This is a genomic window from Sulfurimonas sp. C5, assembly GCF_029872055.1.
Classification (GTDB): Bacteria; Campylobacterota; Campylobacteria; order Campylobacterales; family Sulfurimonadaceae; genus Sulfurimonas.
This window is the reverse complement of record NZ_JARXNQ010000003.1, coordinates 170,213-185,097: the sequence shown is the minus strand read 5'-3', so window position 1 is coordinate 185,097 and position 14,885 is coordinate 170,213. Positions and strand designations below refer to the sequence as shown.

The window sequence follows — 14,885 nt, the reverse complement described above, 5'->3', positions numbered from 1 at the left end:
TTTTTTCACTCTGCCACCTCTATCTCTTTAGCGATTCCGTTGCCTAAGAAAATTTCTCTTTGTATAATTTTTTGACCGTCTCTATAAACTTCGATCAAATGTTTACCCGGTTTTAGTTTGTACTGGTTGTCTCTACCGGCTTTGACTTTAAACTCTTCAGCATGATCAACAGAGACAGTTACGTCGTCAAGATCGCCGCTAAAGTAAAGATAAGCTTTTGTGTCTTCTGTTGTTACACCTTCTTTATATCCACATCCTGAAAAAAATGTTAGTAACAAAGTTACAAGTGTTATTATAATTGTTTTCATTATTTTGCTCCTGCTTGTATGTAGAGTTTTGAAAACTCTTTTGAATGTATATAGCTGTCTATTTTACCGCTAATCAGTTTTGCTGTTGAGACTTCAGTCTCTGGTGTATCGCCTAAAGTAGCAGTAATCTTAAGAGTTCCTAGTTTTTTACCAGGTAGGGTAATATACATATTTGTTTGAGGATTTTTTACTTTTTTTCCCTCTTCAAAGAGATCAAAAATATCTCCTACTTTGATATTTTGGCTTGCTCCGCCTGATGTGATGAAAGAGCCGTCTTCATAACCTAGTATATAGCCTCTCCACGGTTTGTCTAACATGTTTTCAATAATGTTCGATGCCAGATCAGAGATTGCAGCATCTATAGCTTTATCGTTAAGTTGCGCATCGTATCCCGCTTTATCACCCACACCCATAACGGTTCCCGCTTCGCTGAATGCTTTACCTTGCCCCTCTTCAGAATAGATGATTTGTCCTGTGCTGACGTCAACGATGCGTATATGTACTTTTGCAAAAGCTTCCTGTTTTTTGACACGACTGAAGAAACCTACATCACTTACCTCTTTTCTTCCAAATTCAGTAATAGAGCCGAGAATTACATAATCTGCTGCATTTTCCAGCTCCATAGTTCCACCCATTTGAAGCTCTTGTTCTATCTTTGATAGATCGGCACGTTCAAGCATAATGAATTTACCTGTTTGAAACAGTTTTGCAGAGAGAATATCCATAGCTTGTTTCCCTATTCTGTCATTTTCCTGATCGACAAAAAAACTGTTTCCGTAACGCGTTTCATTTGTAAATCTTCCGATTGCAACTTTACGTTTAAGACCTTTTGGCTCATCCTGTTTTGCTTGGAGTGTTTTACTTACTTGTGGCTCAGAAACTGTGGGAACTTCACGTGTTTTTTGATGCTCCATTGTGGCACAGCCTGTAAAAAGAAGAGCAAGAGTGATGCTCAACAAAAGAGAACTTTTCATATTAACCCCTTTATGTCAGATGTACTCATTTTAAGCAAAATAAACTTAAAAAAAATATAACTTGTTGTTTTGTGATACAATACATAAATAAGGCTATATCGAAGAAGTGAAGAGATAAGATGAAGAGTTTTGTAAAGTATATTGGCGAGAAAACAATTAATGCAATTAATGCATTAAATGAGATCTTATATTTTTCATTCATGTGTGCCGTAGGTATGTTTTTGCCTTCAAGTTATAATCCCGCAATGCGTACTGTTTTAATTAAACAGATCTATTTTACTGCTATTGAGATTCTGCCGCTTTTTACAATCCTTTCTATTATATTCGGGACGATTGTCGTTGGCGTTGTGATCTCTGTTGCCGTAGAGTATGGGCTTCAAGAACAGATGGGATCGATCATTATCAAGTTTGTAGTGGAGGAATTCGCACCATTATTTACTGCACTTTTAATCTCTTTGCGTTCTTCAGCTGCGGTCAATGCAGAAATAGCAGTGATGAAAGTAAATAAAGAGCTTAATACGCTGAATGAATATAAAATAGATCTGGTAAGTTATCTGTTTATTCCAAGAATCATTAGTGGTATTTTAAGCTTAACCGCATTGACTTCACTATTTGCTATTATTATGCTCTCAGCAGGGTATGTTTTTGTCTTTTTTTATATGCATTTTGATCTATATTCCTATAAGATGCTTTTACTTAATGCAATAGAAATAAAAGACCTGCTGATTTTGCTTTTTAAAGGGATAGCATTTGGGTTTATGACAATGCTTATCCCGATTTATAGTGGACTGAATGCATTTAACAGCTATACGGCTATTCCTATAGCTGTTTTAAAAGGGATGGTTAGATTGTTCATCTCTATTTTTGTTATTGAGGTGTTATCATTACTAGTTCAATTTATATAAAACTGTTTCATCATTACCACGATATCAACCAGTATATAAACAAGCAAACTTCTTTTGCACTGCTTTCTAAAGATACACCTTTGCTCTCAAACCTTAATATGAAAGAAAATATAGCTTTGATACGGGAAGTGTTTCATCGCCTTGAGATCTCTGTAGCAGAAAATGAAGCGGTGGAAATGTTGCAAAAAATAGGACTTGAAGATATCGCTGAAAGACGTCAAAGAGAGTGTTCAAGTATACAAAGATTTTATGTAATGTTGATACGTACCATGATGAGCGATGAGAAAAAAATTATTATTCGTCTCCCTTTTTCAATAGTACATTCACTTTTAGATATAAACGACTTAGTTATGCATATAAGAAAATTGGACTCTAAAAAAGATATCATCATCTTGGATACTATTGTGCACAAGTCATATTATGATAAGATTAGTGATCAAAAGGTTGTAATCGATGCATTATGAAAATATGAAACTTGCTGTAGGCATTTTTGTTATTGTACTTATATTTAGCCTCAGTGCGTTTACTTTCTTTTTGCTTGATGCAAAAGGGGTATTTGAAAAACAGTATAGATATTACTTTGTTACAGAATCTGCAGCATCATTTTCTATAGGTATGCCTTTAAAGTTTTCAGGGTTCGCTATAGGTCATATAGATGACATAGAGCTTGAAGATGACGGAGAAGTACTTATCTATTTTTCAGTAACAAGCGAAAATAGAAAATGGATTAATCCTTATACCTATCTAATGTTGAAAAAGCCATTACTGGGTTCAGCCCATATTGAAGTGTATGCTACAAGTGAAACAAACTATTTAGAAGTTGGAACACGGCTTCCGATAGTCATTACGGATGATATCAATGATCTGGTCACAAAATTTGAACCGGTTGTCGATAAACTGCTCAATATCATTGAAAATATAGAAATGATGACCAATACGCTCAGTAGAGAAGATTCACCGTTTAATAGAAGCATTGAAAATCTTGAAGCTTTCAGTGAAAAACTTGCAAAAAACGATGCTCTTTTGACCACGGTTACAGGTGACAAAAAAGCAACACAAAATATGGTGAACTCGGTTAATGAACTTAATCAAATACTACAAAATATCAATGATGCGACAAAGAATCTAAAAACAGATATTGTAGAACCTACTTCTGTAAGTATAAGAGAGTTTTATCTGATTTTACATGATCTTAACAAAAAGCTAAAAACTCTTGATCCTCTTATCGAAAATCTTGGGGGATCTGGAGCAGATATTAAAGTTATACGTCAAGGGATTAAACATACTATAGAAAAGACCGATGCTTTGATGGAAAAAGTAGATGCTTTACTGCAGGATCAATCCAAAGATAAAGTTGAGTTGCCATGATAAAAAGTTTATTGATTTTATTGATATTGTTGTTTAGCGCATGTAGCACGGAACCAGCACCTAACAGCTGGGAATATAAAAGCAGCAGTTATTTTGAAAGTTACAAAAAAAACTTTCTGAGTGATAATGATATTTTGGCAGAGGCTGATTTAGAATCCGCGGTATCTTATGCAAAACAGGGTACAGATGTAACTCAGCTAGCTTCAATATATCTTGGAACATGTGCATTGAATATTGCAGTTGGAGTTGAGGATAGCTGTAAAGAGTATCAAGATATAGAAGAGTTAGTCACTTGTCCAAAGATAAAGAACTATTACAAAATGATACAAAAAGATTTTGATAACCTAGATACAGAGATGCTTCCCGCTAGATATAGAGCTTTTGTAATTGCAATGCAACAAAAGAATACGGAGCAGGCCAATAGCATAGTACAAAAGATGAAGGATCCCATTTCACAACTATTGGAAATTTCTCTGCTTGTTGATGCAGTTACTATAGAAACGCTGCAGCAAGCTATAACGTCGAGTTCTTTTCACGGTTATAAAAAAGGGAGTATTTTTTTACTGAACAAACTTGAGATGAAAACAAACGATCTTAAAGAAAAAGAGTTAATAAGAAAAAAGATAGAACTTTTAAAATAGTTTAGTCAGAGATATGGAGCATTTTTTTGATATCTTCTTGTGTGATTTCGCTCTTGCCATTTCCAAAGAAAGGTTTCTTTTTTACTTTACCAAAATAGGATGTATCTCCGCCAAGCTTCACATTTAAACAAAGAGCCATCGCTGTGATTGGAAAACCTGCATTGGGGCTTTCATGCAGTTTTGCATATTTTAAATAGCTAAAATCTACTCCTTTTTTACATAAAAGAGTAATCCCTAAAGCGGTGATGCGGGCAGGGATGAAATTGGCTATATCATCAAGACGTGCAGCTATTTTTCCAAATTTTTCATAGCGTTCATTTCTATAACCAATCATCGAATCCATTGTATTGATTGTTTTATAGATAATAATACCAGGTAGTCCAAAAAAAAGAAGATAAAACATAGGTGCAATAACACCGTCGCTTAAGTTTTCGGCATAGGTCTCAATGGCTGCTTTATTGATCTCATTTTCACTGAGATTTTGTGTATCGCGTGAAACTAACATTGCAATCGCTTGACGTTTTTCCCTTAAGGTTTGCAGAATTATGATCTTATGAACGGAATCTCTTAACATTTTGTGTGCAATAAACATTGAAGCTAAAAATGAACTAATAATAATGTGGATATAGATATTAAAATGATTGAGATAGTGTTCAATAGTGAAGCTGATAAAACTGCTAACACTTAGAACAACTAACACAAGAATTAAACCTGAGAAAACAGAGTCTTTATAAAGTTTTTTTTCACTAAAACTGATGAGGTCACCAATAAGAATAACAGGGTGTTTTATAAAGCTGAATTCTCCAAACTTGTTATCAATCAGATAAGCAAAAAGAGTGATAAAAAAATTAGTCGTGAAGCTCATTGATAACTCTCACAATATCTACATGATCTTTAATATGCTGTGCAAAATTTGCTATTGACTTTGCCTTATACTCTTTAAACTTGTACCCTTGATAGTTTGGGTTAAGTTCTTGAAAAATCGTATCTCTGAGGTCATCGTTTTCAAAAATACCGTGAACAAACGTACCGTAAAGGTTCTTTTTCTTTTTGGCATTGTGTTTGGTCGTACCGTTATGGATCTCATACCCCTCAGCCATAATTCCCATAGTGTTATAAGTGCCTTTTTTTACGATCTTTTTCTTTTGAAAAAGCACTTCCCCTTTAAAACGTCCAAACCCTTCAATATGCTCTATCTTGGATTCTGTTTTATATGGGTCTTTGATAGTTTCAAACATCATTTCATAACCGCCGCAGATAGCAATGATGTTTTTTGACTTGTCTTTAAAAAAAGGCTCAAAACCGTTTTTTCTCAGCCATAGTAGATCATCAACTACACGTTTTGAACCAGGTAAGATTACCAAATCGTACAGTTGAGCCTGCACAGGATTAGTAATAAAATGAAGTTCTACTTCCTGATCAACTATAAGCGGTTCAAAGTCGGTAAAATTACTCATATGAGGCAGATTGATTACAGCAACTTTAATTGATGAATAGGGTTTGTTTTGTTTGTAATTAATAAGTGAAGCAGAGTCTTCAAAACCAAGGTTAAAAGGCTTGTACGGCACTACGCCCAGAACCGGTATTTTGAATTGCTCTTCAATAATGCGAATACCTTCATCAAATAGGGAGATGTCTCCGCGAAACTTATTGACGATAACACCGATAACATTCTTTTGGAGTTTTTTTGGTAGTAAGTTGTATACCCCGTAGATAGAAGCAAATACACCGCCGCGCTCAATGTCTGCTACCAAAATTATTTTTGTATTAAACTCATCGGCAATGTATATATTACTGAGATCTTTTTCCATCAAATTAAGCTCGACCGGACTTCCCGCACCTTCTGCAACGATGCAGTCATACTCTTTTTTGAGCTTTTTAAACGCTTTTTTTACAACAGGTTTGAGTGTGTCAAGGTTTTGGTAATACTCTTTCACATCTGTATTGGAAACGCTTTGTCCATTGATGATCATATGCGCTTTGTTTTTCCCGCCAGATTTTAAAAGAACCGGATTCATAGCAGGTATTGTTTTTAAACCGATGGCTTCTGCGGCAAAGGCTTGTGGTATGGCAATTTCACCAGTATCTAAGTCTGTAACCATAGAATTATTGGAGACGTTTTGTGCTTTAAAAGGAGCTACATTTATGCCGTATTGTTTAAGCAGATACGTGATGGCAAAACTTAGTGTTGATTTGCCGGCATCACTGCTTGTACCGAAGATACTAAGGGAGTGGAGTTTCATCTTGGACTTCTTGGTTGTGTTCAACGTTTTCAATGTGAGAAAGTCCGCTGAACGCCTCTTGTAGTTTTTGATGAGAGAAAGGATCTTTTACTGCAAAGCGTAAAAAACTGTTGTCAAGATAATCAAAATCGAAACAGCGACGCACTAAAATTTTATGTTCTAGTAGATGGTTAAAGATCTCTGTTGAACGCTGGGTTTTTGTGAGAAAAAAGTTGGCATCACTTTCAAAAACTTGCTCAAAAAGATTTGAGTTTTCGAGGATATCAAAAAGCTCTTGTTTTTGTTGTTTGTGAAACTCTTTTGCTTGTGCTTTGAACTCTTCATCGGAGAGTCTTTGCTGTAAAAATGCAGCATCAAGCGAAGAGATATTCCAGATTGTAGGATCAAGCTTTTCGATATTTTTTTTATTTGAAAACACGGCGCCGATGCGTACACCTGCACAAGAGTAAAATTTGGAAAACGATTGAATGATATAGAGTTTTTTGTACTCATTAATTTTTGAGCGGACAGACTCTAAGACTTCAAACTCTAAAAAGCTTTCATCAATGATGATAGTACACTCTCTTTCTATCCACATCTCAAAAAGTTCATCAAGCTCTTCTTTCTCATAGTAAGTTCCGTCCGGAGTGGCTGGATTGACGAAGACAACAATTGACTCATCCCAGACATCGTCATTCATCTCTCCACCCAGGCGGCTGATTTTATAGATCTCTTTTTTAGCTTTTATTGCAGCTTTTTCGTATTCACTGTAAAGAGGGGCATAAAGATAAACCTCTTTTTGTTTGATTGAGCGAAACAGCTCATAAATAGCAGAAGTCGCACCGTTAAAAAGGGCAATCTGCGATTTTTTTACTTCGTAATTTTGTGCAATGACAGACTTTAGTTCTTTATAGCGGAAATCTGCGTATTTTGTTATTGTTTCGTTTGTAAGTGTTATAGAGGTTTGGGGATCATAGCAGTTGATATTGGATGAAAAATCTATGATCTCATCACTCTCACACTCTAAAATTTTTGCATATTTGTAGATATCTCCACCGTGACTCATAGATCAACTCCGTCCCAGAATTCATCAAAATCTAGGTTTGTCATGCCATTATCATCTTCCAAATTCTTCTCTACAAGTTTTTTATGCTGATACTCAAAGTAACTTTGCAGCGCTTCATTGATCATCTCTGAAGGCTCTTTTTTAAGAAGTTGGGCAAAGTTTTCCAAGTTTTCGTAATTATCTTCTGTAAGTTTTATTTCCATAGTGTAATTTTATCCAAAAGATGGAAATAACAATGTACAATAAATTATGAGAAAAGATTTAGAACTAGATAACATTTTTATACCATCGAAGATTCCATCAAAAAAGTTGATGATAGTGCTCCATGGAAGAGGGGACTCCTCCGAAGGATTTGAAGGGTTGCCTTCGTTTTTAGATATTGAAGATATGAACTATATTTTATTTGACGCCCCTTTTGAATATTATGGCGGTTATTCTTGGTACAATCTCCCGCCAAACCAACTCCCCGGGATCCAGTACTCATCGGAACTTCTGACAAAATGTCTGGATAGTTTGTTTGCAGAAGAGTTTGATGCTGTACAGAGTTACTTGTTCGGTTTTTCACAAGGCTCACTGCTCACATTTGAATTTGGTGCAAGATACCATAAAGCATTGGCCGGGTACATTGCTATAAGTGGATATATATACGATGTAGAAAAGCTTTTGGGTGAAATGAATCCTGATGTGAAAAACTCTAAATGGCTCTGCACGCATGGGACATATGATGAAGTACTGCCGTTTGAAGAGAGTAAAGATCAAATAGAGCAACTTATAGAGGGTGGATTTGAAGTCGAGTTTCATGCGATTGAAAAAGATCATAGTATTCACAAAGATGAGATAACAGTCGTAAAACAATTATGCGATAAAAATTTATAAAATATTTTAGCTACTCTTATATAGCAAGCAAAGTTTGTGTTTTACTTGCTATAGTGCCAATAATATATAGAGTTTTAAGGAAAATATATGAAGGTGCAAACATTAGACGATCTGGCAAAATTGGCAGATTATTCTTTAGTAGAGACACTTAGTTCCGATCCGTATGCAAAAAAAGATGGCAAAGATCACTGGCCTCGGGAAGTGTTTAGCGGGCACTATGTCCCTGTCAACCCTACACCTATAGAAAATCCTACATACATTACACATAGCAAGCAGTTTTTTGAAGAGCTTGGTTTTGATGATGCTTTGGCCAAGTCAGAAGATTTTATGAAAATGTTTTCGGGTGATAGTTCACAGTTACCCAAGCCCCTAAAAAATGAAGGATGGGCAACGGGGTATGCCCTTTCAATTTATGGAACTGAGTATTATGAGCAGTGCCCATTTGGCACTGGTAACGGTTATGGGGACGGGCGTGCAGTCTCTATTTTAGAAGCTGTTATAAATGGTAAACGCTGGGAGATGCAGCTCAAAGGTGGCGGGCGCACACCTTACTGCAGGGGAGCTGACGGTCGTGCGGTATTGCGCTCAAGTATTCGTGAGTTTTTGGCGCAGGAGCATATGCACGCTTTAGGTGTACCAACATCTAGATCTTTAACTCTGTACACTTCCAAAACCGAAAAAGTAAGACGTCCGTGGTTTAGAGACGGCTCGTACTCAAGAGATCCCGAGGTGATGATCGAGGAGGATGTCGCAATTACGACACGTGTCGCACCGTCATTTTTAAGAGTGGGGCAGGTGGAGCTTTTTGGTCGCCGTGCACGTAAAAAAGAGCATCAAGAGGCGATGCAAGAGTTGGAAATGATCGTTTTACACGTAATTGAGCGTGAGTATAAAGAAGAGATTAAACAAGATCTGTCACTTGGTGAAAAAGTAGTGAGACTCGCAGATTTATTTGCCGATCGCCTTAGCTCCCTTGTAGCTGATTGGATCCGCGTCGGCTATTGTCAAGGAAATTTTAACAGCGATAATACTTCAGTAGGTGGTTTTACCCTTGATTATGGACCGTTTGGATTTATGGATAATTTTGACCCGCGTTATCAGCCGTGGACGGGTGGCGGGATTCACTTCTCATTTTTAAATCAGCCAACAGCTGCCGCGCGCAATTTCATGATGTTTATTGCAGCACTGAAACCTTTAGTGAACTCAAATGAAGAACAGCTGGAGCGATTGGAAGAGATACAAGAACAGTTTCCAAGAGTGATGCAGGGCAAAATGTTCCAAATGTGGGCTTTAAAACTCGGTTTAGAAAAATTTGATGCAGAACTCTTTAACGAACTTGTCTCACTGATGGTGGAGACTTCGGTTGACTATACGATCTTTTTTCGTGAGCTCTCTAAAATTCCAGAAGATGTCTCTGCACTCAAAAAAAGTTTTTACGGTTATGTAGATTACAATGAAAAACTTTTAGGGCGATGGAAAGAGTGGTTTGAGAGATGGAGAACACTTGTTGGTACTACAACGGAAGAATCACGTGAGCAACTCTCTAAAAAGATGAAAGGAGTCAATCCGAAATATACACTTAGAGAGTGGTTTTTAGTTCCTGCATATCAGGCAGCAGAGAGAGGGGATTATACCCTTATACATGAACTCCAAGAGGTGATGAACGATCCATATGCTGAACTCTCAAAAGAGATAGAGGAGAAGTACTATAGACTCAAACCTGACGAGTTATTTAGAGTAGCGGGTATTTCGCATGTGAGTTGCTCATCGTGATCCTCAGCATATCTTGAGAAGTTCGTTTGCTCTTTGAGTGTTTTTATACCGCTCAATTCTCAAAAGCGCATAGAGCTGGCGGGCGCTTGGTTCTTTGGCTTGTAATTCGTCAAGAGTCAGCTTTTTTGGTGCTGTTTGGTTATAGGTACGCAAAAAAGCGTTTGTAAAAAGGGATTTGTTTTTAGGGTTAAACGAGATGAGTGCTACGGCAATATCAAAAGCAAATTCCCCGCTTCCCCCGTCTATAAAATCAAATACACCAATTTTTTCGCCGTCAAAAATCGTGTTGTCTTTAAATATATCTCCGTGGATAAAACCGTCTGTTTTTAGACTATAGTTTTGTAAGTTTTCCAACTCTTTATAGTGGCGATAAAAATATTTTTTTGTATAACTCAAAATCTCTTTAATCGGATAATTGTCTATAAAGTCTGTGCTTGAATTTATCTTAGTTGTTTGAGCATGATACTTTGCCATAAAACGTGCCAAGGCTTGGATATGGTAGAGTTGAATCACTTTTGGTGAAGAGCCTTTCAATATGCTAAAAAGGTACCAGCCTTTTTTTTCATCAATATATTCCGGGACATTGAGCTCTGCATCTTTTAAAAGAGTAAGAAGCTCTTTATCTGTTTGGATTTTACTTGATATATCGCGATCAAAGTGTTTTAATATATAACTAGTTTGTGTGTTAGTTACTATGTAAGTCGTATCTATAACGCCATCTTTTGTCGCTTCTATATTGACAAAATTATAGCTTGGAAAAAGCTCTTGCAGCTCATTTAGTGTGATGTGAATATTCACGCCCATTACAAGATGCACTTTTTCATAATTTTTTTCCATTCAAGATCGAAGTTTTTTTCAACATAAGATCTGTGGTGCGGTACTGTACACTTTGAGCAATCCTGATGTATTTTTTCACCGTACACCCCTTGACGCCCATCTTTAGAGTCTATAGAACAAAAGCTATACTGTGTTTTATCTTTAATTTGTTGGATCCCATCATCTTTAAAGCGGAAATTCGGGCAGGCACACAGGTAGCAGTTTAATTCATCCATATCGTGGCATTTTCTGTTTTCTGCATATAAAGGGCAAAAATCTTTTTCATTCTTTACCATATTGTCAAAATCAAAATATTCAATGATCTTCTCTTTAGTTTTTCCTTGCGAGAGAAGTTTATCTACTATTTTTTTATGAGCACTGGCATGCTCTTCAAACCAAGATAAATAACCCATAGTTTATCCTTTCAAATATTGTACACATTCGTGCAGTTTTTTTTCTCGATCCCAGCCAAGAATTTTAAGTTCACTCTCTTTGTAAAACTGATCGACGTAGCCCACACATAGGTAAGCGATGAGTTTAGTGTTCTCTTTTGCCTGAAGTTCTTGGAGTACTTTTTTTTCATTCAGGATGCTTACCCAGCCTATTCCTATATTGAGTGAGCGAGCCATCAGCCACATATTCTGTACGGCACATACGACGCTGTACTCACCCATTTGCTGCATACTTGTCATCCCAAGTACATCTTCCTCTTTTGGTTCATACAAAACGGCAATGTTTAAAGGTGCTTCTTTGATCCCTTCGAGTTTTAGTTTGTTATAGAGTTCTCTCTCTTTGAAAATCTCTTTTGCCTTTGTGTTTTCGTAATCAAAGTTTTGCAGGATTGCATTTTTAGTTGCAGCATCTTCTATAATAACAAACTTCCAAGGCTGAGAATACCCTACAGAAGGTGCACTCAGTGCTGCTTCTAGGATAAATGAGAGTTTTTCTTCTTCCACTTTTTTATCTATAAAGCGATTGCCACGCACGTCACGTCTGGCTTTCATAATCTCTAAAAGCTTTATACTGTCTTGCTGTGTAAAAGTCATAGAAATCTACTTGTTATAATTTGCGGGTTTGAGCGCAGCATAATATGCAAATAGGTTCCGTAGACATTATTTTTTTGCCAGCTTCCCACTTTTCCCTCAGAATTAGGACTTTTTAGAAGTCTTTCATCTCCCTCTTTGGGATCAAGAACGTCCGTATAATGAAATGCATGCCCTTTTCTTTGATCAAGACTTGAGCAGTAGTAGCCCATTCTTTGAAATCTGTTATGAAGAGTAAATTCGAGATCTAGAATTCCGCTCATCTCTTTTTCATCTACACATTTTGAAAGGTAGAGCATTCCGGCACACTCTGCATAGATATGTTTTGTCTGAGCGTGTTTTATAAGTGAATTTTTAAAGTGCTGGCTATTTTTGAGTCTGTCGTAATTGATTTCATTTTCCACGTAACCACCTGGAATATATACAACATCTACATCTTCTGCAATTGTCTCATCGAGTGACGGATTAACAAATAGCACTTCATCAAACACCTCTTTTAAAAACTCTACATTGTCGTGGTATAAAAACGAAAAGTTTGCATCATGCACGATCGCAATTTTTTTATTTATAGGGGAGAGCTTTTCAAAAGGGTAGTTATTCACATTTTTGGCTATGTAAGAGGAAGCAAGTTGTTCAACAGCTTGTACGTCAATGTATTCTAATACCTCATTTGCAATCTTCTCTATTTTGTACTGCTCTTTTAGATCAAGTCCGAGATGGGTATCTGATAAAGAAGTAATGTCCTTTTTAATCCATCCAAGAACGACGATGTTGTCAAAGTCTTTTTCTATCTGATTTTTTATTAGCTCAAAATGGCTTTGAGAAGAGAGTTTGTTGAGAATAACACCTTGAATAGTGTTATCGTTTTTGTAAGTCACCAGCCCTTTTAAAACGGCTGAGACGGTAATATAACTAGAGCTTCCGTTTAAAAGAAGGATTGTTGGGATAGCAAGCAGTTTTGAGATATCGTAAGCACTACTGCCTTTATCCATACCGTCATAAAAGCCCATTACCCCCTCGCAGATAGAAATATTTTTGTCTGAGTATCTATTAAAAAGCCATTTGACCTGCTCATCATCCATCATAAATCGATCAAGATTGATCGAAGGAGTATGTGCGATATGCTCATGAAACTGCGGATCGATAAAATCCGGACCTATTTTAAAAGGTCTTACGGAATCTTTGAAATAGTGCAACAAAGCAGTTGTGAGAACTGTTTTTCCTTCGTTTGACCCGATGGCACTAATGGTTAAGGCTTTCAATTTTTTCTCCTTGAAACAAGCAGGTAGATAAAAAACGGTCCGCCTAAAAATGATGTGATTACTCCAATAGGGATATCTGAAGATGTCCCTAAATTTCTTGCAATTAAGTCACATAGAACTAAAAATATACCGCTGTAAAAGAATGTAACTCCTAAAAGTTTGTCGGCACTTTGTTTGTAAAGTGTTTTTAAAATATGCGGTACGATAAGCCCGACGAATCCTATAGGTCCAACAACACTAACGGCTATACCGATAGCAATTGAGATGATAAGCAGTAAAAGCAAACTTACTTTTTTCACCTCTATCCCTTTTAAAAAGGCATTGTCGTAAGAGGTTAACAGGATTTTTAGTTCTTTTTGAAACTTGTAAGCAATTGCCAAAAGCACAAGAGAGGCGATGATAATAGGCAAAGTGCTTTTAAACCCTACAACATCCAAACTCCCCATTGTAAAGCGGACTATTTCGTAGCTTTGACTCTCATCACTAAGGTAAAAGAGGATCATGAGCGCTGCCGAGTAAAAGAATGATAAAGCAATTCCCACAAGCAGAAGTGTTGCGATCGAAAAACTTTGCAGACGAGACGTGATTGCAAATAAAATGATGATCGTTGCAATCGCACCGAAAAATCCAAAAACAGCCGCAAAACTCACAAATCCAAATACGATTGCAAAAGCAGTCCCTAAAGTTGCCCCGCTTGCAACACCGAGAGTAAAAGGGGTACTTAAAGGGTTTCTAAAAAGGGATTGAAATAACAAACCGCTTAGCCCCAATAATGCACCGCTGAAAAATGCAGTTACAACACGTGGAAGACGCAGATCGAAAAAGAGAGTGTAATCCATCGATGCAAGATTGTTTAGCTTTGCCAGATCAAGATCAATTTGACCAAAAAAAGGAGCAATTAACAGTAAGAACAGTGATAAAAATAGAAACAGTAACTTCATAGGTTCACCATAAAATATTCGTCAACTTTTTTGAGACTTTCGCCAAAAATTGAATTGAGGTTTTGTTCTTCAAAAAAATCTTTATTGTCACCAAAAAACTCTATTTTTCCCTCTTGTATATAGAGAATTTTAAATCCAAGTTTGTAAGCAATATTAAGATCATGTGTAATGATGATTTTATTGTTTACAAACTCGTTTTGAAGAAAATCAAAAACCTGTTTTGTTTTTTGCGGGTCAAGGTTAGCTGTCGGTTCGTCAAAGATAGTGAGTTGTGCTGCATGGAGTAAAGCTGAACATAACATTGTCAGTTGCTCTTCACCACTGCTGAGATTTTTACACGGTTTGTTTTGCAGATGTTCAATTCTGAGTAATTTGAGTGCTTCGTCGACACTATATGAAGTGTAAAGACGGCTGAGTTCAAGATATTCACGTACTGAGATATACTCATCGAATATCTCAAGCTTCGGTGGGACATAGTTGATCAGCTTTGAACGCTCTTTTGCACTTAAAGTGTCAATTCGTTTGGAAAATAACTCTACATTTTTTGAAGGGGTGAGCCCGCATAAAAGTTTGGCAAGCGTTGATTTTCCAGCACCGTTTGAGCCTAAAATAATGAGGTTTTCGTCTTCTGAAAGAGAAAAAGTAAGTGCATGTAAAATGTGGTTAGTAAAATTGTTGACTGTAATCATC

General features: G+C 36.6%; 18 protein-coding genes. 6 read left to right on the top strand and 12 right to left on the bottom strand.

Annotated elements, in window-relative coordinates; genetic code table 11:
- Window positions 1-5: 5 nt before the first annotated feature.
- Window positions 6-308 (bottom strand): hypothetical protein, encoded by a 303-nt coding sequence (locus tag P6N22_RS07030; protein WP_280331518.1) that lies wholly within the window; start codon window positions 306-308, stop codon window positions 6-8.
- A complete protein-coding gene (locus tag P6N22_RS07025; RefSeq protein ID WP_280331517.1) occupies window positions 308-1,282 on the bottom strand; it encodes a CsgG/HfaB family protein in 975 nt (324 codons plus the stop codon). Before P6N22_RS07025 ends, P6N22_RS07030 begins: the two co-directional genes overlap by 1 nt.
- Window positions 1,283-1,401: 119 nt before the next feature.
- On the opposite strand from P6N22_RS07025, the gene P6N22_RS07020 reads away from it, so the two are divergent.
- The 4 genes from P6N22_RS07020 to P6N22_RS07005 all read left to right on the top strand — a co-directional run bounded on the left by P6N22_RS07020 (window position 1,402) and on the right by P6N22_RS07005 (window position 4,196).
- Window positions 1,402-2,187, top strand: a complete 786-nt coding sequence (locus P6N22_RS07020) for an ABC transporter permease (protein ID WP_280331515.1) — start codon at window positions 1,402-1,404, stop codon at window positions 2,185-2,187.
- Between the two features lie 98 nt (window positions 2,188-2,285).
- On the top strand, window positions 2,286-2,651 hold the full coding sequence (locus P6N22_RS07015) for a hypothetical protein (protein WP_280331513.1): 366 nt from the start codon (window positions 2,286-2,288) through the stop codon (window positions 2,649-2,651).
- Window positions 2,641-3,555, top strand: a complete 915-nt coding sequence (locus tag P6N22_RS07010; protein ID WP_280331511.1) for a hypothetical protein — start codon at window positions 2,641-2,643, stop codon at window positions 3,553-3,555. Before P6N22_RS07015 ends, P6N22_RS07010 begins: the two co-directional genes overlap by 11 nt.
- A complete protein-coding gene (locus tag P6N22_RS07005; RefSeq protein ID WP_280331509.1) occupies window positions 3,552-4,196 on the top strand; it encodes a hypothetical protein in 645 nt (214 codons plus the stop codon). Before P6N22_RS07010 ends, P6N22_RS07005 begins: the two co-directional genes overlap by 4 nt.
- Before the next feature lies 1 nt (window position 4,197).
- On the opposite strand, the gene cbiB is transcribed toward P6N22_RS07005, so the two are convergent.
- The 4 genes from cbiB to P6N22_RS06985 are packed head-to-tail and all read right to left on the bottom strand — an operon-like array spanning window position 4,198 to window position 7,687.
- A complete protein-coding gene (gene cbiB / locus P6N22_RS07000; RefSeq protein WP_280331508.1) occupies window positions 4,198-5,061 on the bottom strand; it encodes an adenosylcobinamide-phosphate synthase CbiB in 864 nt (287 codons plus the stop codon).
- Entirely contained in the window at window positions 5,045-6,439 is a 1,395-nt protein-coding gene (locus P6N22_RS06995) for a cobyric acid synthase (RefSeq protein ID WP_280331506.1), read from the bottom strand. Before P6N22_RS06995 ends, cbiB begins: the two co-directional genes overlap by 17 nt.
- A complete protein-coding gene (locus tag P6N22_RS06990; protein ID WP_280331504.1) occupies window positions 6,420-7,484 on the bottom strand; it encodes an aminotransferase class I/II-fold pyridoxal phosphate-dependent enzyme in 1,065 nt (354 codons plus the stop codon). The genes P6N22_RS06995 and P6N22_RS06990 overlap by 20 nt, the downstream gene beginning before the upstream one ends.
- Complete coding sequence (locus P6N22_RS06985) at window positions 7,481-7,687, bottom strand: hypothetical protein (protein ID WP_280331502.1); 207 nt, start codon at window positions 7,685-7,687, stop codon at window positions 7,481-7,483. Before P6N22_RS06985 ends, P6N22_RS06990 begins: the two co-directional genes overlap by 4 nt.
- A 46-nt stretch (window positions 7,688-7,733) precedes the next feature.
- On the opposite strand from P6N22_RS06985, the gene P6N22_RS06980 reads away from it, so the two are divergent.
- On the top strand, window positions 7,734-8,360 hold the full coding sequence (locus P6N22_RS06980) for a serine esterase (RefSeq protein WP_280331500.1): 627 nt from the start codon (window positions 7,734-7,736) through the stop codon (window positions 8,358-8,360).
- An 87-nt stretch (window positions 8,361-8,447) separates the two neighbouring features.
- A complete protein-coding gene (locus P6N22_RS06975; RefSeq protein ID WP_280331498.1) occupies window positions 8,448-10,133 on the top strand; it encodes a protein adenylyltransferase SelO family protein in 1,686 nt (561 codons plus the stop codon).
- A gap of 3 nt (window positions 10,134-10,136) precedes the next feature.
- Here P6N22_RS06975 and P6N22_RS06970 read toward each other — a convergent pair whose 3' ends face one another.
- From P6N22_RS06970 to P6N22_RS06945, 6 genes are read right to left on the bottom strand one after another with little or no spacing between them, the layout of a single operon-like run.
- The gene (locus tag P6N22_RS06970; RefSeq protein ID WP_280331496.1) at window positions 10,137-10,970 is read right to left on the bottom strand and encodes a phosphotransferase; all 834 of its coding nucleotides are present in this window, start codon (window positions 10,968-10,970) and stop codon (window positions 10,137-10,139) included.
- Window positions 10,937-11,362 carry a hypothetical protein gene (locus tag P6N22_RS06965; protein WP_280331494.1) on the bottom strand — a complete coding sequence of 142 codons (426 nt, stop codon included), beginning with the start codon at window positions 11,360-11,362 and terminating at the stop codon, window positions 10,937-10,939. The genes P6N22_RS06970 and P6N22_RS06965 overlap by 34 nt, the downstream gene beginning before the upstream one ends.
- 3 nt (window positions 11,363-11,365) lie before the next feature.
- Window positions 11,366-11,995, bottom strand: coding sequence for a 5,6-dimethylbenzimidazole synthase (bluB, locus tag P6N22_RS06960; RefSeq protein WP_280331492.1), 630 nt, complete (start codon window positions 11,993-11,995; stop codon window positions 11,366-11,368).
- Window positions 11,992-13,254 (bottom strand): cobyrinate a,c-diamide synthase, encoded by a 1,263-nt coding sequence (locus tag P6N22_RS06955; RefSeq protein WP_280331490.1) that lies wholly within the window; start codon window positions 13,252-13,254, stop codon window positions 11,992-11,994. Before P6N22_RS06955 ends, bluB begins: the two co-directional genes overlap by 4 nt.
- A complete protein-coding gene (locus P6N22_RS06950) occupies window positions 13,251-14,195 on the bottom strand; it encodes an iron ABC transporter permease (RefSeq protein ID WP_280331489.1) in 945 nt (314 codons plus the stop codon). Before P6N22_RS06950 ends, P6N22_RS06955 begins: the two co-directional genes overlap by 4 nt.
- Window positions 14,192-14,884 (bottom strand): ABC transporter ATP-binding protein, encoded by a 693-nt coding sequence (locus P6N22_RS06945; protein ID WP_280331487.1) that lies wholly within the window; start codon window positions 14,882-14,884, stop codon window positions 14,192-14,194. Before P6N22_RS06945 ends, P6N22_RS06950 begins: the two co-directional genes overlap by 4 nt.
- Window position 14,885: the final 1 nt, after the last annotated feature.

Bases quoted from the DNA above. Each gene is read 5' to 3' on its own strand.
- P6N22_RS07030 (WP_280331518.1), bottom strand. From the start codon at position 308: ATGAAAACAATTATAATAACACTTGTAACTTTGTTACTAACATTTTTT.
- P6N22_RS07025 (WP_280331517.1), bottom strand. From the start codon at position 1,282: ATGAAAAGTTCTCTTTTGTTGAGCATCACTCTTGCTCTTCTTTTTACA.
- P6N22_RS07020 (WP_280331515.1), top strand. From the start codon at position 1,402: ATGAAGAGTTTTGTAAAGTATATTGGCGAGAAAACAATTAATGCAATT.
- P6N22_RS07015 (WP_280331513.1), top strand. From the start codon at position 2,286: ATGAAAGAAAATATAGCTTTGATACGGGAAGTGTTTCATCGCCTTGAG.
- P6N22_RS07010 (WP_280331511.1), top strand. From the start codon at position 2,641: ATGCATTATGAAAATATGAAACTTGCTGTAGGCATTTTTGTTATTGTA.
- P6N22_RS07005 (WP_280331509.1), top strand. From the start codon at position 3,552: ATGATAAAAAGTTTATTGATTTTATTGATATTGTTGTTTAGCGCATGT.
- cbiB (WP_280331508.1), bottom strand. From the start codon at position 5,061: ATGAGCTTCACGACTAATTTTTTTATCACTCTTTTTGCTTATCTGATT.
- P6N22_RS06995 (WP_280331506.1), bottom strand. From the start codon at position 6,439: ATGAAACTCCACTCCCTTAGTATCTTCGGTACAAGCAGTGATGCCGGC.
- P6N22_RS06990 (WP_280331504.1), bottom strand. From the start codon at position 7,484: ATGAGTCACGGTGGAGATATCTACAAATATGCAAAAATTTTAGAGTGT.
- P6N22_RS06985 (WP_280331502.1), bottom strand. From the start codon at position 7,687: ATGGAAATAAAACTTACAGAAGATAATTACGAAAACTTGGAAAACTTT.
- P6N22_RS06980 (WP_280331500.1), top strand. From the start codon at position 7,734: ATGAGAAAAGATTTAGAACTAGATAACATTTTTATACCATCGAAGATT.
- P6N22_RS06975 (WP_280331498.1), top strand. From the start codon at position 8,448: ATGAAGGTGCAAACATTAGACGATCTGGCAAAATTGGCAGATTATTCT.
- P6N22_RS06970 (WP_280331496.1), bottom strand. From the start codon at position 10,970: ATGGAAAAAAATTATGAAAAAGTGCATCTTGTAATGGGCGTGAATATT.
- P6N22_RS06965 (WP_280331494.1), bottom strand. From the start codon at position 11,362: ATGGGTTATTTATCTTGGTTTGAAGAGCATGCCAGTGCTCATAAAAAA.
- bluB (WP_280331492.1), bottom strand. From the start codon at position 11,995: ATGACTTTTACACAGCAAGACAGTATAAAGCTTTTAGAGATTATGAAA.
- P6N22_RS06950 (WP_280331489.1), bottom strand. From the start codon at position 14,195: ATGAAGTTACTGTTTCTATTTTTATCACTGTTCTTACTGTTAATTGCT.
- P6N22_RS06945 (WP_280331487.1), bottom strand. From the start codon at position 14,884: ATGATTACAGTCAACAATTTTACTAACCACATTTTACATGCACTTACT.